We start from the raw sequence: 21,179 nt of genomic DNA, 5'->3' as shown, positions 1-21,179 counted from the left end.
CAACACAACCGAACGCGAGGGTTGGATCCCACTCCCAACTCCCGAGATCGTCAAGGGTTCTGACGGGACATCGGGCAACCGTTACCGCATCTCTTCCAACAGAGTCCAACACGGCCTACCGTAAACGCGCGCCACTGACGCGAACATGACGTCACCCCACCTTTCGCGAGTACGGAGGAACGTAACGATGCGTCACCTTCCCACCCGCACCTCCCGCACCACCCGCCGAAGAATCGTCGGAGCGTTGGCCACCGGTCTGCTGTGTGCCGTGGGCGTCACGGCACCGGCCGCGGTCGCCGACCCACCGGAATCCGGCGGGTCCGGCTCGCAGGGCGCAAGCGCTCAGGAGGCTTCGCCCACGCTCGACGACGGGCTCGCGCTGACCCCTCCCATGGGCTTCAACAACTGGAACTCCACCCACTGCCGAGCCGAGTTCAACGAGGCGATGGTCAAGGGCATCGCCGACATCTTCGTGGACAAGGGCCTCAAGGCCGCGGGCTATCAGTACGTCAACCTCGACGACTGCTGGGCCCTGCCGCAGCGCGACGCGAACGGCAAACTCGTGCCGGACCCCGTGCGCTTCCCGGGCGGCATCAAGGCCGTCGCCGACTACGTCCACTCCAAGGGCCTCAAACTCGGCATCTACACGAGCGCGGGCACCAAGACGTGCAGCGACATCGGCTTCCCCGGCGGCCTAGGTCACGAGTACAGCGACGCCCAGCAGTTCGCCGACTGGGGCGTCGACTACCTCAAGTACGACAACTGCAACAACCAGGGCGTCGACGCCAAGCAGCGCTACCGCACGATGCGTGACGCCCTGAAGGCCACGGGACGGCCCATCGTCTACAGCCTCTGCGAATGGGGATCCAACAAACCGTGGGAGTGGGCGGCCGACGTCGGCCATCTGTGGCGCACCACCGGTGACATCAGTGACAGCTGGGGCTCGATGCTCTCCCTGATGAAGCAGAACCTGCCGCTGGCGCAGTACGCGGGGCCCGGGCACTGGAACGACCCCGACATGCTCGAGGTCGGGAACGGCGGCATGACCGCGACCGAGTACCGCACACACTTCTCGATGTGGTCGATCATGGCCTCACCGCTGCTCATCGGCACCGATCTGCGCAAGGCCTCCGCCGAGACCCTCGACATCCTCAGCAACCGCGAAGTCATCGCGGTCGACCAGGACCCGCTGGGCAAGCAGGGAACGGTGCTCTCCTCCGAGGGCGGGCGCTGGGTCGTCGCCAAGGAGATGAAGGACGGCAGCCGCGTCGTCGCCCTCTTCAACGAGTCCGGCAACGCGCAGCGGATCGCCACGTCGGCCGACGCGGTCGGCCTGCCGCACGCGAGCGCCTACACGCTGCGCGATCTGTGGCAGCACAAGAGCTACAACACGGCCGGGGCCATCTCGGCGACCGTGCCCGCGCACGGGACCGTACTGGTGCGGGTGGCCGCCGACGACAAGTGGGCCGCGAACCCGCCCGCCGTCGAACTCGGCCTGGGCGGCGCGCCGTTCGTCGAGGCCGGCAAGGCAGCCCGGCTCACGACGTCCGTCACCGATCTGGGCCGCACGCCCGCACGCCAGGTGTCCGTCACGCTGAGCGGGCCCTCCGGGTGGAGCGTCAGGCCGGCCTCGCCGACCGGCGCCGGATCCGTACCGACGGGCAAGGCACTCACCACGTCATGGACCGTGACCGCGCCGGCGGGGACCGCGACGGGAGCGTACGACCTGTCCCTCAAGGCCACGTACCGCTCGCCGGGCGGTGTGCGCGCCCAGAGCGTGCTGCCGCTGACCGCGCACGTGGTGGTCGCGCCACCGGCCGGTGCGTCGTCACTCGGCGATCTGCCGTGGCTGTCCACGACGAACGGGTACGGGCCCGTCGAGCGCAACACCAGCAACGGGGAGAGCGACGCGGGTGACGGGCATCCGATCACCATAGGCGGCGTCGTCTACCAGAAGGGGCTCGGCGTGCACGCGGACAGTGCCGTCGAGTACTACACGGGCGGCTCGTGCGAACGCGTCAGCGCGAGTGTGGGCGTCGACGACGAGAAGGGCACGAAGGGCACCGTGACGTTCGAGATCTGGGCCGACGGTAAGAAGGTGGCATCCACCGGCACCCTCACCAACGCGGACGCAGCCGAGCCGCTGTCGGCCGACGTGAGCGGGGCACAGGCGGTACGCCTCGTGGTGACCGACGCGGGCGACGGCGTGGACTCCGACCATGCGGACTGGGGGGACGCGACGCTGTCCTGCTAGTGCGTCACCCGTGAGCCGGGGCGGGCCACATGTCCCGTCCCGGCTCCGGCCCGCCCTGGAACGACGTGAAGACGCGCGGACGACGTGCAGACGTACCGATGTGCAGACGCGCAGACGTAAGCACCCGCGCCTCAGAGCGCCGACACGTCCCGGTCGCGTGTGAGCGCCGCCGCTGCCGCGCCGACGAGGCCCGCGTCCGTGCCCATGCGGGCCGGGGCCACCGTGAGGCGCTGCACGAACGACAGCGTCGCGTAGTCGCGCAGCGAGCGGCGCAGCGGCGCGAAGAGGACCTCTCCCGCCTTGGCCACTCCCCCGCCGATCACCGCGATGTCGATCTCCACGAGCGTGGCCGTCGCGGCGATGCCCGCCGCGAGCGCCTGGGCGGCACGTTCGAAGGAGGCGATGGCCACCTTGTCGCCCGCGCGCGCGGCCGCGGCCACCGCAGCGGCCGACACGTCGCCGTCCACGCCGGGGCGCCAACCGCCGTCCAGCGCACGGCGCGCGATGTTCGGCCCGCTCGCGATCCGTTCGACGCAGCCGCGCGCCCCGCAGGGGCACGGGTCCCCGTCCAGATCCACGCTGATGTGGCCGATGTGGCCCGCGTTGCCCGTGGGCCCCGGGTGCAGCTTGCCGCCGAGGATCAGGCCGCCGCCGACGCCGGTGGAGACGACCATGCACAGCGCGTTGTCATGGCCTTGCGCCGCGCCCTGCCAGTGCTCGGCCGCCGTCATCGCCACGCCGTCCCCGACCAGTTCGACCGGCAGACCCCCGGTGACCGCACGGACCCGGTCCACGAGCGGGAAGTCGCGCCAGCCCGGCACGTTGACCGGACTCACCGTGCCCGTGGAGGCGTCCACCGGACCCGCGCTCCCGATGCCCACGGCCCCCGCCCGCACCCACAGCGGCGCGGCGGTCAACTCCCGCAGCACGTCCTCGACGGCCCGCATCACCGTGTCCCCGTCCTCCTTGGCCGGAGTCGGCCGCTGCGCGCGCAGCAGGATGCGGCCGTGGTCGTCCACCAGGGCCCCGGCGATCTTGGTGCCGCCGATGTCGAGCGCGGCGACGAGGTCGGTCTGCATCAGTGTGAGGTCCCCTGGTGAAATGGCAGGTCGGGAGAATGCGATGGATAGTCTCTCCCGCATCTGACAACGTTGTCCAGGGCCTATGCTCGACGCCACATCCCCATACAGCATCATGAACCCCCTGGAACCGCAGCGACGACAGGACAGGACAGCCCACCGTGGACCGCACCGCCCGCCGCCCCGACAGCCGTTACGGCAACCGCCCGACCATGAAGGACGTCGCGGCGCGCGCCGGAGTGGGCCTCAAGACGGTGTCCCGCGTCGTGAACGGCGAACCGGGGGTCACCCCCGACACCGAACGCCGCGTCCAGGAGGCCATCGAGGCCCTGGGCTTCCGCCGCAACGACAGCGCGCGCGTCCTGCGCAAGGGCAGGACCGCGAGCATCGGCCTGGTGCTCGAGGATCTGGCCGACCCGTTCTACGGGCCGCTGAGCCGCGCCGTCGAGGAAGTCGCCCGCGCCCATGGCGCGCTGCTCATCAACGGGTCGAGCGCCGAGGACCCGGAGCGCGAGCAGGAACTCGTCCTCGCGCTGTGCGCCCGCCGGGTGGACGGGCTCGTGGTCATCCCGGCCGGCGACGACCACCGTTACCTGGAGCCCGAGATCGCCGCCGGTGTCGCGACCGTGTTCGTCGACCGTCCCGCCGGGAAGATCGACGCGGACGTGGTGCTGTCCGACAGCTTCGGCGGCGCGCGTGACGGCGTCGCGCATCTGATCGCGCACGGCCACCGCCGTATCGGCTTCATCGGTGACCAGCCGCGCATCCACACCGCCGCCGAGCGTCTGCGGGGCTACCGGACCGCGATGGAGGACGCCGGGATCGCCGTCGAGGACGCCTGGATGTCGCTCGGCGTGACCGATCCGGAGCGGGTGCGGCGCGCCGCGGAGGAGATGCTCGCGGGCTCCGATCCGGTCACGGCGATCTTCGCGGGCAACAACCGTGTGACGGTGACCGTCGTACGGGTCCTGTCCGAGGTGGACCGCCCCGTGGCGCTCGTCGGCTTCGACGACATCGAGCTGGGCGATCTGCTGCGCCCCGGCGTGACGGTCGTCGCGCAGGACGCCGCACAGCTGGGCCGCACGGCCGCCGAGCGGCTGTTCCGGCAGCTCGACGGGGTGTCGCTGGTGCCGGAGCGGATCGAGCTGCCGACGCGGCTGATCACCCGCGGCTCGGGCGAACTCCCCCCGGCCGACTGACAGTTGGGCCATCGGACGGCTCGGCGGACGGTCAGCAGACGGGGAGCCCGGGGAGCGGCGCGTCACCCACCAGTTCGCCGCTGCGGGTGAGGTGGGTCGCGGAGCCGTCGCCGGGGTCGTCCATCGTCGCGATGCCGAAGTCCGTGAGGACGACGCGGCCCGAGCGGTCGATGAGGATGTTGCCCGGCTTCACGTCCCGGTGCAGGACCCCGGCGCGGCGGGCGGCCGCGAGGGCGTCCATGGCCTTGGCGCCGATCGCGGCGGCCTCGCGCGGATCGAGCGGGCCCCGGTCACGCAGCACGTCGTCGAGGGACGGGCCGTCGACGAGCTCCATGACGATGAGGGGCCGGCCGTCGACCTCGGTGACGTCGTGCACGGCGACGACTCCGGGGTGGCGCACGCGGGCGGCGGCACGGGCCTCGCGCTGCATCCGCACGCCCAGGGCGGCCAGTTCGGACCCGGCGGCGTCCGAGTAGGTCCGCAGTTCCTTGAGGGCGACCTCGCGGCCGAGCACCTCGTCGACCGCGCGCCACACGACTCCCATGCCGCCGCGGCCGAGCTGCTCGCGCACCCGGTACCGCCCGGCGAGGAGGCGGCCGCCTTCGCCCGTCTCTTCCTGATCCCCCGAAGACACCGCTGCGCCGTTCTTGTGATGCCTGTTTCAGTGGCGTACAGCCTACGGGGCAGCAGTGAGAGGACCGGATGTGCGTGACAGGACCGGGACGGTCAGCGCTCCTGTGCGGTCAGGTCGCCGCGTCGCGGGCCCGCGAAGCCCTGGAGGCGGGCCAGGGTGAGGCCGGTGATCCGGGTGACCTCGCCCGTGTCGAGGGCGCCGCAGTCCAGGCCGCGCAGCAGATACCCGGCGAGCGCCTTGGCGGTGGCGGGCTCGTCCGCCACGTCGCCGCCCTCGTGGTGACCGGCGTAGGCGGCCAGGCGCGCGGCGGCCGACTCGAAGCCCTCGCGGTAGAAGGCGAAGACCGCGGCGTAGCGGGTCGGGATGTGGCCCGGGTGCATGTCCCAGCCCTGGTAGTAGGCGCGGGCCAGGGCGCGGCGGGTGAGGCCGTAGTGCAGGCGCCAGGCGTCGTGGACCTTCGCGGTCGTGCCGACGGGCAGGACGTTGGTGGAACCGTCCGAGACGCGGACGCCGGTGCCGGCGGCGGCCACCTGCATGACGGCCTTCGCGTAGTCGGCGGCGGGGTGGTCGCTGGCCTGGTAGGCGGCGCTGACGCCAAGGCAGGCGCTGTAGTCGAAGGTGCCGTAGTGCAGTCCGGTCGCGCGGCCTTCGGCGGCGTCGATCATGCGGGCGACGGCGGCGGTGCCGTCGGCGGCGAGGATGGACTGGCTGGTCTCGATCTGGATCTCGAAGCCGAGGCGCCCCGCCTCGAGGCCGTGGGCCTTCTCGAACGCCTCCAGGAGCCGGACCATGGCGGTGACCTGCTCCGGGTACGTCACCTTGGGGAGCGTGAGGACGAGCCCGTCGGGGAGGCCGCCCGCCTCCATGAGGCCGGACAGGAAGATGTCGAGGGTGCGGATGCCCCGGTCGCGTACCGGCTCCTCCATGCACTTCATGCGGATGCCCATGTACGGGGCGGCGGTGCCGTTCTTGTACGCCTCGGCGACGAGACGGGCGGCGCGGGCGGCGTCCTGGTCCTCGTCGGCGCCCTTGTAGCCGTCCTCGAAGTCGATGCGCAGGTCCTCGACCGGCTCGCGCTCCAGCTTGGCGCGTACGCGCGAGTGGACGGCCTCGGCGAGGTCGTCGCCCAGGCCGAGGACGGCGGCGAAGGAGGCGGCGTCCGGGGCGTGTTCGTCGAGCATCGCCAGGGCCTTGTCGCCCCACGTGCGGATGCTGTCGGCGTCGAACTGCTCGCCCGGGATGTACACGGTGTGGACGGGCTGCCGGGTGCCTGGGTCTCCCGGGTAGCGGCGCTCCAGCTCCGCGTCCACCGGGGCGAGGGAAGCGCTGATGCCCTCGCTGACCGCTCCGGCGAGGCTCGTTGCCACCTTCTCTTGCTGACCCATTACTGCACCCTCCACACTCTCGACGTTCCAGAGTTTCCGCTTCACGGAATCAACAATCCGTATAGCGAAGTTATCTGCGCTCGCCACCTGCGTCAATGGTCCCCCGTACGCGAACGGGGCCGCGCGGTGAAGATCACCACGCGGCCCCGTTACCGGCCCGGAGAAGCTCAGCCCTTGCGGGTGTTGATTTCCTCGGTGAGCTGGGGGACGACGTCGAAGAGGTCGCCGACGACGCCGTAGTCGACGAGGTCGAAGATCGGGGCCTCGGCGTCCTTGTTGACCGCGACGATGGTCTTCGAGGTCTGCATGCCGGCCCGGTGCTGGATCGCGCCGGAGATACCGTTGGCGATGTACAGCTGCGGAGACACGGACTTGCCGGTCTGGCCGACCTGGTTGGAGTGCGGGTACCAGCCCGCGTCGACCGCGGCGCGCGAGGCGCCGACCGCCGCTCCCAGGGAGTCGGCGAGGGCCTCGATGACCGTGAAGTTCTCGGCGCCGTTGACGCCGCGGCCGCCGGAGACCACGATCGCGGCCTCGGTCAGGTCCGGGCGCCCGGTCGAGGCGCGCGGCGTGCGCGCGGTGACCTTGGTACCGGTGGCCTGCTCACTGAACGTCACGGCCAGCGCCTCGACGGTGCCGGCCGCCGGAGCAGCCTCGACCGGGGCACTGTTGGGCTTGACGGTGATGACCGGGGTGCCCTTGGAGACACGGGACTTGGTCGTGAACGAGGCGGCGAACGCGGACTGCGTGGCGATGGGACCGGAGTCGCCGGCCTCGAGGTCGGTGGCGTCGGTGATGACACCCGAGCCGACCCGCACCGCCAGGCGCGCGGCGATCTCCTTGCCCTCCGCCGAGGACGGCACCAGGACCGCGGCCGGCGACACGCTGTTGTAGGCGGCCTGCAGCGCGTCCACCTTCGGCACGACCAGGTAGTCGGCGTACTCGGACGCCTCGTGCGTGAGGACCTTGACCGCGCCGTGCTCGGCCAGCACGGTCGCGGTGCCGGCGGCACCGTTGCCGAGGGCGACGGCGACCGGTTCGCCGATCCGGCGGGCCAGCGTCAGCAGCTCAAGGGTGGGCTTGCGGACGGCACCGTCCACGTGATCGACGTAGACCAGAACTTCAGCCATGGGACTTCTTCTCCTGCATGCGAAAGAGTGAGACGGAAGGGGACGGCCGGGCTAGATGAACTTCTGGCCCGCGAGGAACTCGGCGAGCTGCTTGCCGCCCTCGCCCTCGTCCTTGACGATCGTGCCCGCGCTGCGCGCCGGACGCTCAGCCGCCGCGTCCACGACCGTCCACGCACCCGCCAGACCCACCTCGTCGGCCTCCAGGCCCAGATCCGACAGATCCCAGGACGTGACCGGCTTCTTCTTCGCCGCCATGATCCCCTTGAACGACGGGTACCTGGCCTCGCCCGACTGGTCGGTCACCGACACCACCGCCGGCAGCGAAGCCTGAACCTGCTCCGAGGCCGTGTCACCGTCACGACGACCCGTCACCACACCACCCTCGACGGACACCTCCGACAGCAGCGTCACCTGCGGCACACCCAGCCGCTCCGCCAGCAACGCCGGAACCACACCCGCCGTGCCGTCCGTCGACGCCATACCCGAGACCACCAGGTCGAAGCCGGCCTTCTCGATCGCCTTCGCCAGCACCAGCGACGTGCCCACGATGTCCGTGCCGTGCAGATCGTCGTCCTCGACATGGACCGCCTTGTCCGCGCCCATCGACAACGCCTTGCGCAACGCGTCCTTCGCGTCCTCCGGACCCACCGTCAACACGGTGACCTCCGCATCGTCCGCCCCGTCCGCGATCTGCAACGCCTGCTCGACCGCGTACTCATCCAGCTCCGACAGCAGCCCGTCCACATCATCACGGTCCACCGTCAGGTCATCAGCGAAATGCCGGTCCCCCGTCGCGTCCGGCACATACTTCACGGTGACAACGATCCTCAAGCTCACGCCGGCTCTCCTACTGCAATCGTCTTTACTGGGCGGCCTTGCTCCCTGCAGGCAGCATAGGCGTCCGAAGCGGACTCTCCCGGTCGGGGCGGCCCGCGCCCCGAACGAAATATTACTCGTCAGTACACCCAGGATTTGCCCGCTAAGCAAGCGCTTTGAACTGTGATCCTAGTCGCGCAGACCGTTGAAGCGGCCCTGGTGGTAGACGAGCGGCCGGCCGGTCCCCGCGGGGTCCCCGACGACGGCCTCGGCGAGCACGATGCGGTGGTCTCCGGCGGGCACGCGCGCGATCACCCGGCACACCAACCAGGCCAGGACGCCGCCGAGTACGGGCACGCCCTCCGGACCCTCGTGCCAGCGCGTGGGCTCCCCGAAGCGGTCGGCGCCGCTCTTCGCGAACGTGGCGGCCAGATCCTGCTGGTGCTCGCCGAGTATGTGCACGCCGACGTGTTCGGCCTCGGAGACGACGGGCCAACTGGAGGCGCCCAGGCCGATACCGAACGAGATGACGGGAGGTTCGGCCGACACCGACGTCAGGGAGGTGGCGGTGAAACCCACGGGGGCGGCGCCCCGGGCGGTGATCACGGCGACTCCGGCCGCGTGCTGCCGGAAGACCGAGCGCAGCAGGTCGGGCGATGCGGTGGTGGCGGTGCGGAGATCGGGCGTGACCGTCATGGAGTTGTCCTTCTGCCGGAGGGGTGCGAGCGGGATCCGTGGCTGCTCAGGAGCCGGGACAGCGCGCACTCGCGCAGCGGGCGAGGTCCACATGGACACGCTCGAAGAGAAGGAGTTCCGTCGACATAAAGTCAGGCTGACGATAGGTGGTGCGTGCAGTCAAGGGCGTCCCGCCATCTGGGAGAAGCGTCACCACGAAGTCACCACCCGTCAGACCGCCTCCCCGAGCGCGGCGATGACGTCCGCCTTGCGCGGCTGGCCGGAGGCGCGGCGCACGATGTGTCCGGCCGCGTCGAGGACGAGCACGGTGGGCGTCTTGAGGACACCGAGTTCCCGTACGAGGTCGAGCCGGTCCTCGGCGTCGATCTCCACGTGGGTCACGCCGGGAACCATGTCGGCCACTTCGCCGAGCACGCGCCGGGTGGCCCGGCACGGGGCGCAGAAGGCGCTGGAGAACTGCACGAGGGTGGCCCGCTCCCCCAGCTCCTCGCCCAACTTCGCCGCTCCGAGAGCCGCTTCGCCCTGCCGCACCTTCATCCTCCCGCTCCGCCGCCGTTGCATCAGCCCGAAGGCGCTCGCCGCGGCGAGCACAGCCACACACACCACAAGTCCGGTCATCGTTCCAGTGCAGCATTCACGAGACCGCAAAGATTCCCCGGGTCCGCGCGGCGCACCGATGCGGAATGCTGGGTTCATGGACATCGATGTGAGAGGGCCGCGGTTCGGCGCCGCGGTCACAACGTTCGTACTGGCCCTGGTGCTCGTCACAGGCAGCGCCTGGCTCCTGGCGTGGCAGACGCTGTGTTTCGCGCTCGGCGCGGCGGGCGGGGTGGGGCGTTCTCCGTACGCGTGGCTGTTCCGTACGGCGGTGCGGCCTCGGCTCGGGCCGCCTACGGAGTTCGAGGCTCCGCAGCCGCCGCGGTTCGCGCAGTTCGTCGGGCTCGTCTTCGCGTCGGCGGGCCTGGTGGGTCTGGTGTGGGGGCCGGGCTGGCTGGGGCTCGGGGCGACGGCCTGCGCACTGGCGGCGGCGTTCCTCAACTCGGTGTTCGGCTACTGCCTGGGGTGCGAGATGTACCTGCTCCTGCGGCGTGGCGCGGCACGATTTGGCTGATCAACGGGTTGCCGGGACCGCGTGGGAGTGACGAGGATCTCGCGCCCTGCCGGAACCAGGACTGGCTACTCAGCCGTTGATGGGGCACGATCTGCGCTAGCCACAAAACCTACGGCTGCGTAACTTCCCGCCGGGAGCCCACTCCCCAGGCAGAGATGAAGGGTCCTCCCCCTCCATGGCAGAGCTCGTCTACCGTCCGGTCATCGGCGCGGCCCGCACGATGTTCAAGGCGCTCGATCTGAAGATCGACGTCAAGGGCGCGGAGAACATTCCGCGCTCCGGCGGCGCAGTCCTGGTCAGCAACCACATCAGCTACCTGGACTTCATCTTCGACGGTCTCGCAGCGCTGCCGCAGAAGCGCCTGGTGCGCTTCATGGCGAAGGAGTCGGTCTTCCGGCACAAGATCTCCGGTCCGTTGATGCGCAGCATGAAGCACATCCCCGTGGACCGGAAGCAGGGCGAGGACGCGTATGCGCATGCCCTCGACTCGCTGCGCTCCGGTGAGGTCATCGGGGTGTTCCCCGAGGCGACGATCTCGCAGTCGTTCACGCTGAAGAGCTTCAAGTCGGGCGCCGCGCGCCTGGCTCAGGAGGCCGGTGTGCCGCTGATCCCCATGGCGCTGTGGGGTACCCAGCGCGTGTGGACGAAGGGCCACCCGAAGAACTTCAGGCGTCAGCACATCCCGATCACGATCCGGGTCGGCGAGCCGATGGAGGCCCCGCGCGACCAGTTCGCCGGCGCGATCACGCGGCGGCTGCGCGAGCGCGTGCAGGAGCTCCTCGAAGCGGCGCAGCGCGCGTACCCCGTACGCCCCAAGGGTCCGGACGACACCTGGTGGATGCCCGCGCACCTCGGCGGCACCGCGCCCACCGCGGCAGAGGTGAAGGCCGCCGAGGCGAGCTGAATCGGTACTGCAGACGTGCCGCGGGCCCACCGCGGTGCGTCTACTCCGGCGTGTGGACGGTGATCCGCGCGCCGGGGCTGAACTTCTCCAGTAGTTCGGCGAGTTCGGTGCCGGCCGCCGCCACGTCGCAGTGCGGTCCCATCGCCTCCAGCAGGAAGAGCGCGTTGACCGATTCCTCGGTGAGGCGCGTGCGCGTGCCCTGGCGCCAGTTCCAGCGGCGGCAGGTCACGCCGTCGTCGTCGCACCAGACGACCTCGCCCGCGTCGGGGTGTTCCACGATGTCCGCTCCCCCGGCCACGGTGGCGAAGCCCTCTTCGCCGGTGGCCCTGACGAGGCGCATCCCTCCCTTGATGTGGTCCAGGTCCTCGCCGCCGACCGGGATCAGATGGGCCACGCTGATCGCGTTGTAGACGTCGACGAGGGTGTTGATCCGCGGCAGTCCGCCGTCCGCGAGGGCCCTCTTGGCCAGTGCCTCCGCCGAGTTGCGGGTGCGGGAGGGCTTGGCGCCGAAGGCCGTGTAGGCGGCGCGCCAGGCCACCATGTGCGGGTCCTCGTGCGGGGCGCGTCCGTCGAGGCGTGCGGCGAGGCGGCGTGCGGCGTCGTCGAGAAGGGCCGAAGTCCCGTCCCCGCTCGGGCTGTTGACCAGCCCGTACGCCTCGATGGCGACGTGCCGGAACTCGGGTGCGAGGGTCCGTACCTCGTCGGACACGGTGAGATGGAGGGTCATCGTCCGCCTTGCTGTTCGGGGTGCGCTTGCTGTTTCAGAGTGCGTCGGGGAGGTGTTCCCACAGGTGCGGCCGGTCGGGGGCGTCTCGCAGGGCGCGCAGAACGGCCGGGTCCGGTACATCAAAGAGTACCGGATAGTCCACCTCATTGGACTTCGCGTCCACGGTGAAGGCCAGCCGCTCGCCGTCGAGGGAGAACTGGGCGTCGACCTCGGGCTTGTTCCCGCGGCAGTCCTGCCGGTGCCAGGCCCCGTGGAAGCGCACGGCGACCATGCCGTGCAGCACGTGCCCGCTTCCGGCGTCGTGCGTCAGCCGCTGGTAGCAGAGCGCGGCGGGGATGTCCTCGGCACGCAGGAGCGCGGCCAGCGCGTGGGACTTGGCGTGGCAGATGCCCGTGCCCTGCTCCAGGACGTCCGAGGCGCGCCAGGTGATGCGGAGGTCCCCGCTGTCGGCGGAGTGTGGAATGGTGTCACGCACGAACTCGTAGGCGACCCGTGCGTATGAATATGAGTCGGAGGCCTGGGCGGCGAGGCGCTCGGCAGTCTTCCGTACCCGTGGGTGGTGATGGTCGATGACCTCGTCGGCCGCCAAGTAAGCAGACAGGTCAGGGTTCTTCTGGATCAGCCGCATGGACCGGGAGCATAGAAATGCGACCGACCGCGCGTCAATGGCTTTACGGTCGATCGCATATCTATGCAGTGCTGCTGGTGAGTCCGGTGAGTCCGGAGGGGGCGCCGCCTAGCGGGCCATTTCCTCCTTGAGGGCGGCGACGAAAGCATCGACGTCCTCCTCACGGGTGTCGAACGCGCACATCCAGCGGACGTCGCCGGCCGCCTCGTTCCAGAAGTAGAACCGGAAGCGCTTCTGGAGGCGCTCGCTGACGTCGTGCGGCAGCCGCGCGAAGACGGCGTTGGCCTGCACGGGGTAGAGGATCTCGACGCCGTGCACGGCGCGGACCCCTTCGGCGAGGCGCTGGGCCATCTCGTTGGCGTGCCGCGCGTTGCGGAGCCACAGGTCCTTGGCGAGCAGGGCCTCCAACTGCACCGACACGAAGCGCATCTTGGAGGCGAGCTGCATCGACAGCTTGCGCAGATGCTTCATGTGGCTGACGGCGTCCTGGTTGAGGACGACGACGGCCTCGCCGAACAGGGCGCCGTTCTTCGTGCCGCCCAGCGACAGGATGTCGACGCCGACCGCGTTCGTGAACGTGCGCATCGGCACGTCGAGGGCGGCGGCCGCATTGGCTATGCGGGAGCCGTCGAGGTGCACCTTCATGCCGCGCTCGTGGGCGTGGTCGCAGATCGCGCGGATCTCGTCGGGCGTGTAGAGCGTGCCCAGTTCGGTGTTCTGCGTGATCGAGACGACCTGCGGCATCGCGCGGTGCTCGTCGTCCCAGCCGAAGGCCTGCCGGTCGATGAGCTCGGGCGTGAGCTTGCCGTCCGGGGTCGGCACGGTGAGCAGTTTGAGGCCGCCCATGCGCTCCGGCGCCCCGCCCTCGTCCACGTTGATGTGCGCGGACTCGGCGCAGATCACCGCGCCCCAGCGGTCGGTGACCGCCTGGAGGGCGACGACGTTGGCACCGGTGCCGTTGAAGACCGGGAAAGCCTCGGCCGTGGGGCCGAAGTGGGCGCGAATGATCTGCTGGAGGTTCGCCGTGTAGTCGTCCTCGCCGTACGCGATCTGGTGACCGCCGTTGGCGAGGGCGAGGGCAGCGAGAATCTCCGGGTGCGCGCCCGCGTAGTTGTCGCTCGCGAAGCCGCGGACGTCCGGGTCGTGATGCCTGCGGGCGTCGGTCTTGGGCGGATTCACGGCTTCTCGGTCAGCCACAGACGGGTCCCGTTCAATTCCTTGGCGGGCCGGTCCCAGACGCCGACGATGGCATCGGCCAGGTCCGTGACGTCCGTGAAGCCCGCGAACTTCGCGTTGGGTCGCTCGGCGCGCATCGCGTCGTGCACCAGCGCCTTCACCACCAGGATCGCAGCCGCCTGCTGCGGGCCCGCGTCACCCCCCGCCTTGCGGAAGGCGTCGCCGAGGGCGAGCGTCCAGGCCTCTGCGGCGGCCTTCGAGGCCGCGTACGCCGCGTTGCCCGCGGTCGGCTTGCTGGCGCCCGCGGCGCTGATCAGCAGGAAGCGTCCGCGGTCGCTGCGCGTCAGCGCGTCGTGGAACGCGAGGGAGGTGTGCTGGACCGTACGGATGAGGAGCTTCTCGAGCAGCTGCCAGTCGGCGAGGTCGGTCTCGGCGAAGGAGGCACTGCCGCGCCAGCCGCCGACGAGGTGGACCACGCCGTCGACGCGCCCGAAGTCCTTCTCGATGTGGTCCGCCCAGTCGCGGGTCGCCTGCAGGTCGAGCAGGTCGACCGTGTCCCCGATGACGGTGGCGCCGCCGTGCGCATAGCGCGCCGCGTCCACGGCCTCCGCCAGGCGTGTGGCGTCCGCGTCCGCTCCGACGACCGTCGCGCCCGCCTCGGCGAGGCGCAGCAGGGTCGCGCGGCCCGCGGGTCCGGCCGCGCCCGCGACCGCGATGACCGCTCCGTCCAGCGTGCCGTTCCCGTTGCCTTCGGCCATGACCGTTGCCTCCTCGTCGCGAGCGCTCACGCGGCGGCCTGCTCGGCGCCCGCAGCCGTGATCCCCTTGGTGGAGGCAATCACGTTCTTCAGCTTCTTGGACAGTGCCTCATAGAACATGCTCAGCGGAAACTCGTCCGGAAGCACGTCGTCGACGAGCTTGCGGGGCGGCAGGCTCAGGTCGAGGGCGTCCGGGCCCTTGGCCCAGCGGGAGCCGGGGTGCGGGGACAGGTACTGGGACACCAGGTCGTACGCGGCGAACCAGTGCACCAGCTTCGGGCGGTCGATGCCGTCGCGGTACAGCTTCTCGATCTCGGCGCACAGCTGGTTCGTGACCTGCGGGGCACGCTCCCAGTCGATCTGGAGCTTGTTGTCGGTCCAGCGCACCACGTCGTGCTTGTGCAGGTAGGCGAAGAGGAGCTGGCCGCCGAGTCCGTCGTAGTTGCGCACGCGCTCGCCGGTGACCGGGAAGCGGAACATGCGGTCGAAGAGGACGGCGTACTGCACGTCGCGGCCCTGCGGGAAGCCGTCGGCCTCCAGCTTCACGGCCTCCTTGAAGGCGGTGAGGTCGCAGCGCAGCTCTTCGAGGCCGTACATCCAGAACGGCTGGCGCTGCTTGATCATGAACGGGTCGAACGGCAGGTCGCCGTGGCTGTGGGTGCGGTCGTGCACCATGTCCCACAGCACGAAGGCCTGCTGGCAGCGGTCCTGGTCGGAGACCATCTCGCGGATGTCGTCGGGCAGTTCGAGCCCGAGGATGCCGACGGACGCCTCGGTGACGGCGCGGAAGCGGGCCGCCTCGCGGTCGCAGAAGATGCCGCCCCAGGAGAAGCGCTCGGGGGCCTCGCGCACGGCGATGGTCTCCGGGAAGAGCACGGCCGAGTTGGTGTCGTAGCCGGCGGTGAAGTCCTCGAACGTGATCCCGCAGAACAGCGGGTTGTCGTAGCGCGTCGCCTCCAGCTCGGCAAGCCACTCGGGCCACACCATGCGCAGGACGACGGCCTCCAGATTGCGGTCCGGGTTGCCGTTCTGCGTGTACATCGGGAAGACGACCAGGTGCTGCAGTCCGTCCTCGCGGTTTGCGGCGGGCTGGAAGGCCAGCAGCGAGTCGAGGAAGTCGGGGACCTGGAAGCCCTCTTCCGCCCAGCGGCGCAGGTCGGCGACGAGCGCCGAGTGGTACGCGGCGTCGTGCGGGAGCAGCGGGGAGAGCTGCTCGACGGCGGATATCGCGCGGTCGAGCGTCAGCTCGGCGACGGCCTTGGACGGGGCGCCGTCGGCGGCGAAGTCGATGGAGCCGTCCTTCTGCTGCCAGGGCCGGACCTCTTCCACGGCGGCCTTGAGCAGGGGCCACGCCGGGTGTTCCACCACCCTGCTTTCGGGGCTTCCCCCGACCTTCTCCGGAGGAACCTTCCCCTCCACGCCCAACTGCACAAGAATTTCCGTCATTACCCATCCTCCACGGGAGAACCTCGCGTACAGACACCGTAAACGGGCGAGTTCTCCACCACAAGGGGAGCCGGGAGGAAGTTATCCTGCGTGACCCCCTGATTCACCGTCGTTTTTCCTGCCCGACACGGTTGAAACGATGGCCTTCGCCACATCCTCCAGGGCAGTACGGGCGTCGTCGAGCAGCTCGGGGAAGCCGAAGAAGCCGTGGAACATCCCCGGGAAGTGGCTCTCGGTGACCTCCACGCCCACCTCGCGCAGGGCCCTCGCGTACGCGAGTCCCTCGTCGCACAGCGGGTCGCAGCCCGCGGTCACGATGTGGGCGGGCGGCAGCGAGCCGAGGTCGGCGAGGAGCGGCGAGACATGCGGGTGGGACCGGTCGCCGTCCGGGCCGAGGTACTGCTCGGCGAACCAGCGGCAGTGCGCGGCCGTCAGGAAATAGCGGTCGGCGTTCCGCGCGAACGACTCCGTCGACTGATGGGCGTCGGTGGCCGGATAGACAAGGGCCTGGAGCGCGATGCGCGGGCCGCCCCGGTCCCGGGCCAGAAGGCAGACGACGGCCGCGAGGTTGCCGCCCGCGCTGTCGCCCGCCACGGCGAGGGCGTCCGCGTCGCCGCCCAGTGCGGCGTGATGGTCGGCCGCCCAGCACAGCGCCGCGTACGCGTCGTCGACGGCGGCCGGGAACGGCGACTCGGGGGCCAGCCGGTAGTCGACGGAGACGACCACGGCCCCCGCCTCGCGGCACAGCCCGCGCGCGGTGGAGTCGTGGCTGTCCAGGCCGCAGATCGCCCACCCTCCCCCGTGGAGGAAGACGACGGTCGGGCGCGGGCCGGGCGCGTCGTCGGGGTCCGGGCGGTAGATGCGTACGGGGATCCGGGGCGCTCCGGCCGGGCCGGGGATGTCGCGGTCCTCGACCGAGCCGACCACCGGCGGCGGGAGCGGCGACGCGGGCGCCGCGGCCAGTATGCGGCGGGCCTCGGCGGCGTCGGTGACGGCGCCGCCGAGGTCGGGGAAGAACGCGGTCATCGCGTCGACCAGGGCGCGGACGTCGGGTGCGAGGCGGTCCTCGGGCGCGGAGCTCATGCGGACACCGCCTGCCGCTCCTGGGCGCGGAAGTGCGGGATGACCTTCTCGCCCCACTGCCGCAGCGTCTCCAGACAGGCCTCCTGGGGGACGGTCCCCATCTGGACGAGGCACATGATCTCGTCGGCCCCCGCGTCGCGCAGGCGCTCGACATAGGCGATCGCGTCGTCGGCGGTGCCGTAGGCGTGGTCGGCGTTGAAGGTGGCCGTGGCGGTGGGGCGTACCGGGATCCGGTGTTCGTGGAGGCGGGCCACGACCTGTTCGGCGGCCCTGCGCATGTCGGCCGCCTCGTCGGCGCCCTCCACCACCGCCTCGTCGGGGACGCCCGCGCCGCCGTACCAGTGCCCGATGGACTGCGCGAAGAACCGCTGTCCGCGGATGCCGATGTTCCGGGCCGCCTCCTGGTCGTCCAGGACGATGGTCGGGCACAGGACGGAGAAGTGGTCGTTGACGACTCCGGACACGAAGCGGTCGGGGGTGCGGGCGGCGATCGCGTCGTCGTAGGCGCGCCGCATGCCGGCGATCGATTCGGGGCCGGCGAAGCCCATCACCAGGGCGCCGATGCCGAGTTCGGCGGCCTGGGTGAGCGTCTCGGTGCGGCTGCACGCGAGGAAGAGGGGCGGGTGGGGCGTCTGTTTCGGACGGGGCAGGACGGGGTGCGGGTCGATGTCGAGGAGCTCCCCGTGGTGTTCGAGCTCGTCCTTCTCCCAGGCCTTCCCGATGATCCGCAGCGCCTCCTCGACCTCCTGCGTCGTGCGGTCCTTGTCGACACCGCACAGGGAGGTCTCCTGCCTGGTGCCGCCCCGGCCCGCCCCGAGGTCGAGGCGGCCCCCGGAGAGCAGGTCGAGCATGGCGGCCCGCTCGGCGACCCGCACCGGATGGTTGAAGTTGAAGGGCATGCACACGACGCCGTGTCCGATCCGGATGGTGCTGGTGCGGGCGGCGACCCAGGTCAGGAAGATCTCCGGGGCCGACATGTGCGCGTACCACTTGAGGGAGTGGTGCTCGACGGCCCAGATCCGGTCGAAGCCCATCTCCTCGGCGAGGACCGCCTGTTCCACGCAGTCGTGGATGACCTGGTGTTCGTGTTCGACGGTGGGATCGGCGAGCTGTGCCTCGAAGATGACGGAGAACTTCACGTTGCCTCCAGGGAGTTGAGCCATCCGCGCTATTCCGGTTAGGTATATGACTAACCGTCAGATGCCGGGGCGGCAAGACCGGGGACGGGATTCGGCGACGAGGCCGCGCCGGGGGCTTGCGATGACCGGCTCCCGGTCACTTCAATGCGGCGCATGGCTGACGGCCTACCACCGACCGCCTGGGCCGTCCTCGGACTGCTGTCCTCCCCGGGGAACGGACCGGATACGAGGTCAATCACACCCGGGGCTGAAAGTCCCGGGCTTGCATAACGGGCGCCACTGGCTGTGGTGCTGCGTTTGCGTCCTGTCCCACGCCCGGTGTTAGGGGGTGGGTCTGGGGCTGTTGACTGAGCCCCGCATCGCCACAACTCTTCCGCACGGTGTCGGATGTTGCGGGAGCCGTTGCGGTCTGCGTGATCAACGAATCCGCAGGACCGACACACGAATCGGGCCCGACTGGCCCGGTTCGCCTTGCCGATGTGCCCGCATTCGGCGCAGGTGCGGGAGGTGTACGCCGGATCGACGTGCACCACCGGCACTCCTGCCTTGCGGGCCTTGTACGCGATGAACGCTCCGAGCTGGGCGAAGGCCCAGGAGTGGAGGGTGGCCCGTTGGGGCTTGCGAAGCCGTACCCGTGCGCGGATCCCAGTGAGGTCTTCCAGGGCGATTCCGCGACCGGTGCGTTCTGCCTCGGCCACCACATGTTTCGCGATCTTGTGGTTAATGTCCTTCACCCGCCGCGCCTCCTTACGACGCCGCTTCCTCAGGCGCCGTTTGGCGGACGGGGTGTTCTTGCGCTGGAGTTTCGTACGCAGGGTGCGCTCGCGCAGACGTCCGCGATTCAGTCGGCGTCCGGCCATGATCTGACCGTCCGAAGTGGTCGCGATGTTCACGATCCCCAGATCGACCCCCAGGAACTGCGTGACGCTGGTGTTGAGTCCGGCCTCGGGGACCTCGCAGGTGGCCATCAGGAACCACATGCCGTCGCGGAACAGCAGATCGGACTCGCCGGCCTCGTTGCAGGCGTACAAGGTTTCCTCAAGTGCCGCCGCCTGGTGGGGCATCGGCAGGAGCTTCACCTGCACGCTCAACTTCACGACCGCGACGCTATCCGCCGCCCGGCATACGGGCATTCGAACAGCGCACATTCCTCACCGGGCACTGCAGCCCGGTCTTTTTTGCGGGCGCTCCGCGCCCGTTGCCGCGGCGATGCTCCGCATCGCCGTCACCGGATGCGATCCCCCCGGGGTTCCCCGCAAGAGCACACTGAAGAAGTGGGCCGACGCCTCCCTGCGGTTCTTCTACCTTTTGATCTTGGCCAGTGCTCCGGCGTTTACGCCGAGGGTGAAGGCCATCTCGGGACTGCTTTGAGTCGCGGGTGTGCACGGGGCGGCACTGTTCACGTCAGCCTGCGGGGTGCTTTGGGTTCTCGATGTGCTGGCGTACGAGGGTCAGGGGTGCACCGCCGTGGCTTCGGCGAAGTAGGAGCCGGACCAGCAGTGGCCGCCCTACGGGTGGCGGTGGATGTGCGCGTCGTACTCCTGGCGCATACGCCGTCAGGAGACCCCTTTGGGGGAGTTGACCAGCTTGGAGTGCTGGACCTTGGGCGGGTGGTGCACGAGCAGGTCCACCGGGTGATTTAGACCAATTGTTGTATGGTGATCGTGATGGGTGAACTCGGTGGGGAGAAGCGGCAGTTCGGGCATCGCGCCCGACTGGCGCTGTCTGCTGCCGAGCATGTGCGCATCGATGAGCAGGCGCACGCTGCCCGCACGGTGTGGAACTGCCTGCACGCGTGGTGGCAGATGATGCCGAAGGAGAAGCGGACTCTGGCGAACGCGGACGCCGCGATACGCCAGGCCCGCAAAGAGATCGATTTCCTCGCCGTCCTTCCTGCGCAGGCCGCGCAAGCGGTCCTCAAGACGTACTTCCAGGCCTGGAAGAACTTCTGGGACGGCCGCGCCGATGCTCCGAACTTCAAGGGCCGGTTGCGGTCCGTGATGAGCGTGGACATCCCGCAGGGCCGTGACCTCCAGATCAAGCGGGTGCACCGCCGCTGGGGCATGGCCAGCATTCCCAAGGCCGGCCGTGTCCGCTTTCGCTGGACCAAAGACCTCCCGGTGGGCAACAAGGCGAACGCCGACAACCGGATCACCGGGGCACGGCTGGTCAAGGACCACCTGGGATGGCACCTCGCCTTCCGTGTGCAGAGCCTCGAAGCCAGGCCCGCATCCCACCCGGGGGCACAGGTCGGAATCGATGCCGGGGTGAACCTGCCCCTGGCCCTCTCGGACGGCAATCACCAGGACCACGGGCGTGCGCCTCGCCTCCCGGACGGCAGCGCCGACCGTGACAAGTGGCTGACCGCTGAGGAAAAGGGCAAACTCCTGCGCCTGGAGCGCCGGGCCGCCCAGCGCAGGACACACCGCAAGCCCGGCGAGCGCACCAGCCGCCGCCTGCACCGCACCTATGACCAGATCCGGGGGCTGCGCGCAAAAGCCACGCGTCGGCACCGGGACTGGCAGCACAAGACGACCACCCGCCTCGCCCGGACGTACGGCGTGCTGGTGGTCGAAGCACTCACCATCACGAACATGGTCAGGTCCGCTCGGGGCACCATCGCCGAGCCGGGGACAGGCGTCGCCCAGAAAGCCGGACTCAACCGCTCCATCAGCCAGGAGGCGTGGGGCAGGACGGTCACGATGCTGACGTACAAGGCCGGCCGGTACGGCGGCACCCTGCACAAGGTGCCCGCCCCGCACACCTCCCGACGCTGCTCTGCCTGCGGCTTCATCACGCCCGGCAGCCGACAGGACCAGGCCACGTTCGTATGCAGGAACCCCAACTGCGGATGGTCGGGCAACGCCGATTTCAACGCGGCCCGCAACATCTTGCACCTGTACCGGATGGGCCACGCGCTCGTCCCGGCTGCCGGGAGGGCAGTCGTCAGGCGTGACAAACGCGTCAAGCCCGCCACCGCAAGGTAGACGGGAATCTCCTTCCTGAGCTTGCGAA

At 70.0% G+C, this 21,179-nt stretch carries 18 protein-coding genes and 2 pseudogenes; 5 read left to right on the top strand and 15 right to left on the bottom strand.

All coding sequences use genetic code 11. The features are described 5' to 3' along the window. The first annotated feature begins 187 nt into the window (after positions 1–187). Positions 188–2,254 (top strand): NPCBM/NEW2 domain-containing protein, encoded by a 2,067-nt coding sequence (locus tag OG456_RS33085; protein WP_266567456.1) that lies wholly within the window; start codon positions 188–190, stop codon positions 2,252–2,254. Between the two features lie 131 nt (positions 2,255–2,385). On the opposite strand, the gene OG456_RS33080 is transcribed toward OG456_RS33085, so the two are convergent. Further along, positions 2,386–3,333: an ROK family protein gene (locus OG456_RS33080; protein ID WP_266567454.1), complete on the bottom strand. Its 948-nt coding sequence runs from the start codon at positions 3,331–3,333 to the stop codon at positions 2,386–2,388. 212 nt (positions 3,334–3,545) lie between these two features. On the opposite strand from OG456_RS33080, the gene OG456_RS33075 reads away from it, so the two are divergent. Continuing rightward, the gene (locus OG456_RS33075) at positions 3,546–4,532 is read left to right on the top strand and encodes a LacI family DNA-binding transcriptional regulator (protein WP_266569512.1); all 987 of its coding nucleotides are present in this window, start codon (positions 3,546–3,548) and stop codon (positions 4,530–4,532) included. 64 nt (positions 4,533–4,596) lie between these two features. On the opposite strand, the pseudogene OG456_RS33070 reads toward OG456_RS33075, so the two are convergent. From OG456_RS33070 to OG456_RS33045, 6 genes and pseudogenes are all read right to left on the bottom strand, one after another. Further along, a pseudogene (locus tag OG456_RS33070) lies at positions 4,597–5,166 on the bottom strand (serine/threonine-protein kinase); the annotation flags it as partial. Positions 5,167–5,258: 92 nt separating this feature from the next. Beyond that, positions 5,259–6,551 carry an aldolase/citrate lyase family protein gene (locus OG456_RS33065; protein ID WP_266567452.1) on the bottom strand — a complete coding sequence of 431 codons (1,293 nt, stop codon included), beginning with the start codon at positions 6,549–6,551 and terminating at the stop codon, positions 5,259–5,261. 167 nt (positions 6,552–6,718) lie between these two features. Next, on the bottom strand, positions 6,719–7,681 hold the full coding sequence (locus OG456_RS33060) for an electron transfer flavoprotein subunit alpha/FixB family protein (RefSeq protein WP_266567322.1): 963 nt from the start codon (positions 7,679–7,681) through the stop codon (positions 6,719–6,721). Positions 7,682–7,732: 51 nt separating this feature from the next. After that, positions 7,733–8,518: an electron transfer flavoprotein subunit beta/FixA family protein gene (locus OG456_RS33055; RefSeq protein WP_266567324.1), complete on the bottom strand. Its 786-nt coding sequence runs from the start codon at positions 8,516–8,518 to the stop codon at positions 7,733–7,735. 168 nt (positions 8,519–8,686) lie between these two features. Beyond that, entirely contained in the window at positions 8,687–9,193 is a 507-nt protein-coding gene (locus OG456_RS33050; protein ID WP_266567450.1) for a flavin reductase family protein, read from the bottom strand. A 210-nt stretch (positions 9,194–9,403) separates the two neighbouring features. After that, a complete protein-coding gene (locus OG456_RS33045; RefSeq protein ID WP_266567448.1) occupies positions 9,404–9,811 on the bottom strand; it encodes a thioredoxin family protein in 408 nt (135 codons plus the stop codon). 76 nt (positions 9,812–9,887) lie between these two features. Between OG456_RS33045 and OG456_RS33040 the strand changes: the two genes are divergently transcribed. Both OG456_RS33040 and OG456_RS33035 read left to right on the top strand, forming a co-directional pair. Beyond that, on the top strand, positions 9,888–10,304 hold the full coding sequence (locus OG456_RS33040; protein WP_266567446.1) for a DUF4395 domain-containing protein: 417 nt from the start codon (positions 9,888–9,890) through the stop codon (positions 10,302–10,304). Between the two features lie 175 nt (positions 10,305–10,479). After that, positions 10,480–11,208 carry a 1-acyl-sn-glycerol-3-phosphate acyltransferase gene (locus tag OG456_RS33035; protein WP_266567444.1) on the top strand — a complete coding sequence of 243 codons (729 nt, stop codon included), beginning with the start codon at positions 10,480–10,482 and terminating at the stop codon, positions 11,206–11,208. 40 nt (positions 11,209–11,248) lie between these two features. Here the strand turns inward: OG456_RS33035 and OG456_RS33030 are convergent, their stop codons facing one another. The 8 genes and pseudogenes from OG456_RS33030 to OG456_RS32995 form a co-directional block, all read right to left on the bottom strand. After that, complete coding sequence (locus OG456_RS33030; protein ID WP_266567442.1) at positions 11,249–11,935, bottom strand: B3/4 domain-containing protein; 687 nt, start codon at positions 11,933–11,935, stop codon at positions 11,249–11,251. 34 nt (positions 11,936–11,969) lie between these two features. Continuing rightward, positions 11,970–12,563, bottom strand: coding sequence for a transglutaminase family protein (locus OG456_RS33025; protein ID WP_266567440.1), 594 nt, complete (start codon positions 12,561–12,563; stop codon positions 11,970–11,972). 108 nt (positions 12,564–12,671) lie between these two features. Beyond that, on the bottom strand, positions 12,672–13,742 hold the full coding sequence (locus OG456_RS33020; RefSeq protein ID WP_266569511.1) for a low specificity L-threonine aldolase: 1,071 nt from the start codon (positions 13,740–13,742) through the stop codon (positions 12,672–12,674). Continuing rightward, complete coding sequence (locus tag OG456_RS33015) at positions 13,739–14,497, bottom strand: SDR family NAD(P)-dependent oxidoreductase (protein WP_266567438.1); 759 nt, start codon at positions 14,495–14,497, stop codon at positions 13,739–13,741. The genes OG456_RS33020 and OG456_RS33015 overlap by 4 nt, the downstream gene beginning before the upstream one ends. Positions 14,498–14,523: 26 nt before the next feature. Beyond that, positions 14,524–15,942, bottom strand: a complete 1,419-nt coding sequence (locus OG456_RS33010; RefSeq protein WP_266567436.1) for a DUF6421 family protein — start codon at positions 15,940–15,942, stop codon at positions 14,524–14,526. Positions 15,943–16,023: 81 nt separating this feature from the next. After that, the gene (locus OG456_RS33005) at positions 16,024–17,025 is read right to left on the bottom strand and encodes an alpha/beta hydrolase (protein WP_266567434.1); all 1,002 of its coding nucleotides are present in this window, start codon (positions 17,023–17,025) and stop codon (positions 16,024–16,026) included. Continuing rightward, positions 17,022–18,164, bottom strand: coding sequence for an LLM class flavin-dependent oxidoreductase (locus OG456_RS33000; RefSeq protein ID WP_266567432.1), 1,143 nt, complete (start codon positions 18,162–18,164; stop codon positions 17,022–17,024). Before OG456_RS33000 ends, OG456_RS33005 begins: the two co-directional genes overlap by 4 nt. 251 nt (positions 18,165–18,415) lie before the next feature. Then, positions 18,416–19,174 (bottom strand): annotated as a pseudogene (locus OG456_RS32995) (RNA-guided endonuclease InsQ/TnpB family protein); the annotation flags it as partial. Positions 19,175–19,831: 657 nt separating this feature from the next. Here OG456_RS32995 and OG456_RS32990 point away from each other — a divergent pair. Continuing rightward, positions 19,832–21,151 (top strand): transposase, encoded by a 1,320-nt coding sequence (locus OG456_RS32990; RefSeq protein ID WP_266567430.1) that lies wholly within the window; start codon positions 19,832–19,834, stop codon positions 21,149–21,151. Positions 21,152–21,179: the final 28 nt, after the last annotated feature.

This window comes from Streptomyces sp. NBC_01446, from assembly GCF_026340095.1.
In the GTDB taxonomy this organism is placed as follows: Bacteria; Actinomycetota; Actinomycetes; order Streptomycetales; family Streptomycetaceae; genus Streptomyces; species Streptomyces aureus.
Note: the sequence above shows the minus strand (reverse complement) of the source record. Positions and strands in the feature narration are given on the sequence as shown.

What these genes read in the sequence shown, in the direction of transcription:
- OG456_RS33085 (WP_266567456.1), top strand. Translation starts at nt 188, where the DNA reads ATGCGTCACCTTCCCACCCGCACCTCCCGCACCACCCGCCGAAGAATC.
- OG456_RS33080 (WP_266567454.1), bottom strand. Translation starts at nt 3,333, where the DNA reads ATGCAGACCGACCTCGTCGCCGCGCTCGACATCGGCGGCACCAAGATC.
- OG456_RS33075 (WP_266569512.1), top strand. Translation starts at nt 3,546, where the DNA reads ATGAAGGACGTCGCGGCGCGCGCCGGAGTGGGCCTCAAGACGGTGTCC.
- OG456_RS33065 (WP_266567452.1), bottom strand. Translation starts at nt 6,551, where the DNA reads ATGGGTCAGCAAGAGAAGGTGGCAACGAGCCTCGCCGGAGCGGTCAGC.
- OG456_RS33060 (WP_266567322.1), bottom strand. Translation starts at nt 7,681, where the DNA reads ATGGCTGAAGTTCTGGTCTACGTCGATCACGTGGACGGTGCCGTCCGC.
- OG456_RS33050 (WP_266567450.1), bottom strand. Translation starts at nt 9,193, where the DNA reads ATGACGGTCACGCCCGATCTCCGCACCGCCACCACCGCATCGCCCGAC.
- OG456_RS33045 (WP_266567448.1), bottom strand. Translation starts at nt 9,811, where the DNA reads ATGACCGGACTTGTGGTGTGTGTGGCTGTGCTCGCCGCGGCGAGCGCC.
- OG456_RS33040 (WP_266567446.1), top strand. Translation starts at nt 9,888, where the DNA reads ATGGACATCGATGTGAGAGGGCCGCGGTTCGGCGCCGCGGTCACAACG.
- OG456_RS33035 (WP_266567444.1), top strand. Translation starts at nt 10,480, where the DNA reads ATGGCAGAGCTCGTCTACCGTCCGGTCATCGGCGCGGCCCGCACGATG.
- OG456_RS33030 (WP_266567442.1), bottom strand. Translation starts at nt 11,935, where the DNA reads ATGACCCTCCATCTCACCGTGTCCGACGAGGTACGGACCCTCGCACCC.
- OG456_RS33025 (WP_266567440.1), bottom strand. Translation starts at nt 12,563, where the DNA reads ATGCGGCTGATCCAGAAGAACCCTGACCTGTCTGCTTACTTGGCGGCC.
- OG456_RS33015 (WP_266567438.1), bottom strand. Translation starts at nt 14,497, where the DNA reads ATGGCCGAAGGCAACGGGAACGGCACGCTGGACGGAGCGGTCATCGCG.
- OG456_RS33010 (WP_266567436.1), bottom strand. Translation starts at nt 15,942, where the DNA reads ATGACGGAAATTCTTGTGCAGTTGGGCGTGGAGGGGAAGGTTCCTCCG.
- OG456_RS33005 (WP_266567434.1), bottom strand. Translation starts at nt 17,025, where the DNA reads ATGAGCTCCGCGCCCGAGGACCGCCTCGCACCCGACGTCCGCGCCCTG.
- OG456_RS32990 (WP_266567430.1), top strand. Translation starts at nt 19,832, where the DNA reads ATGGGTGAACTCGGTGGGGAGAAGCGGCAGTTCGGGCATCGCGCCCGA.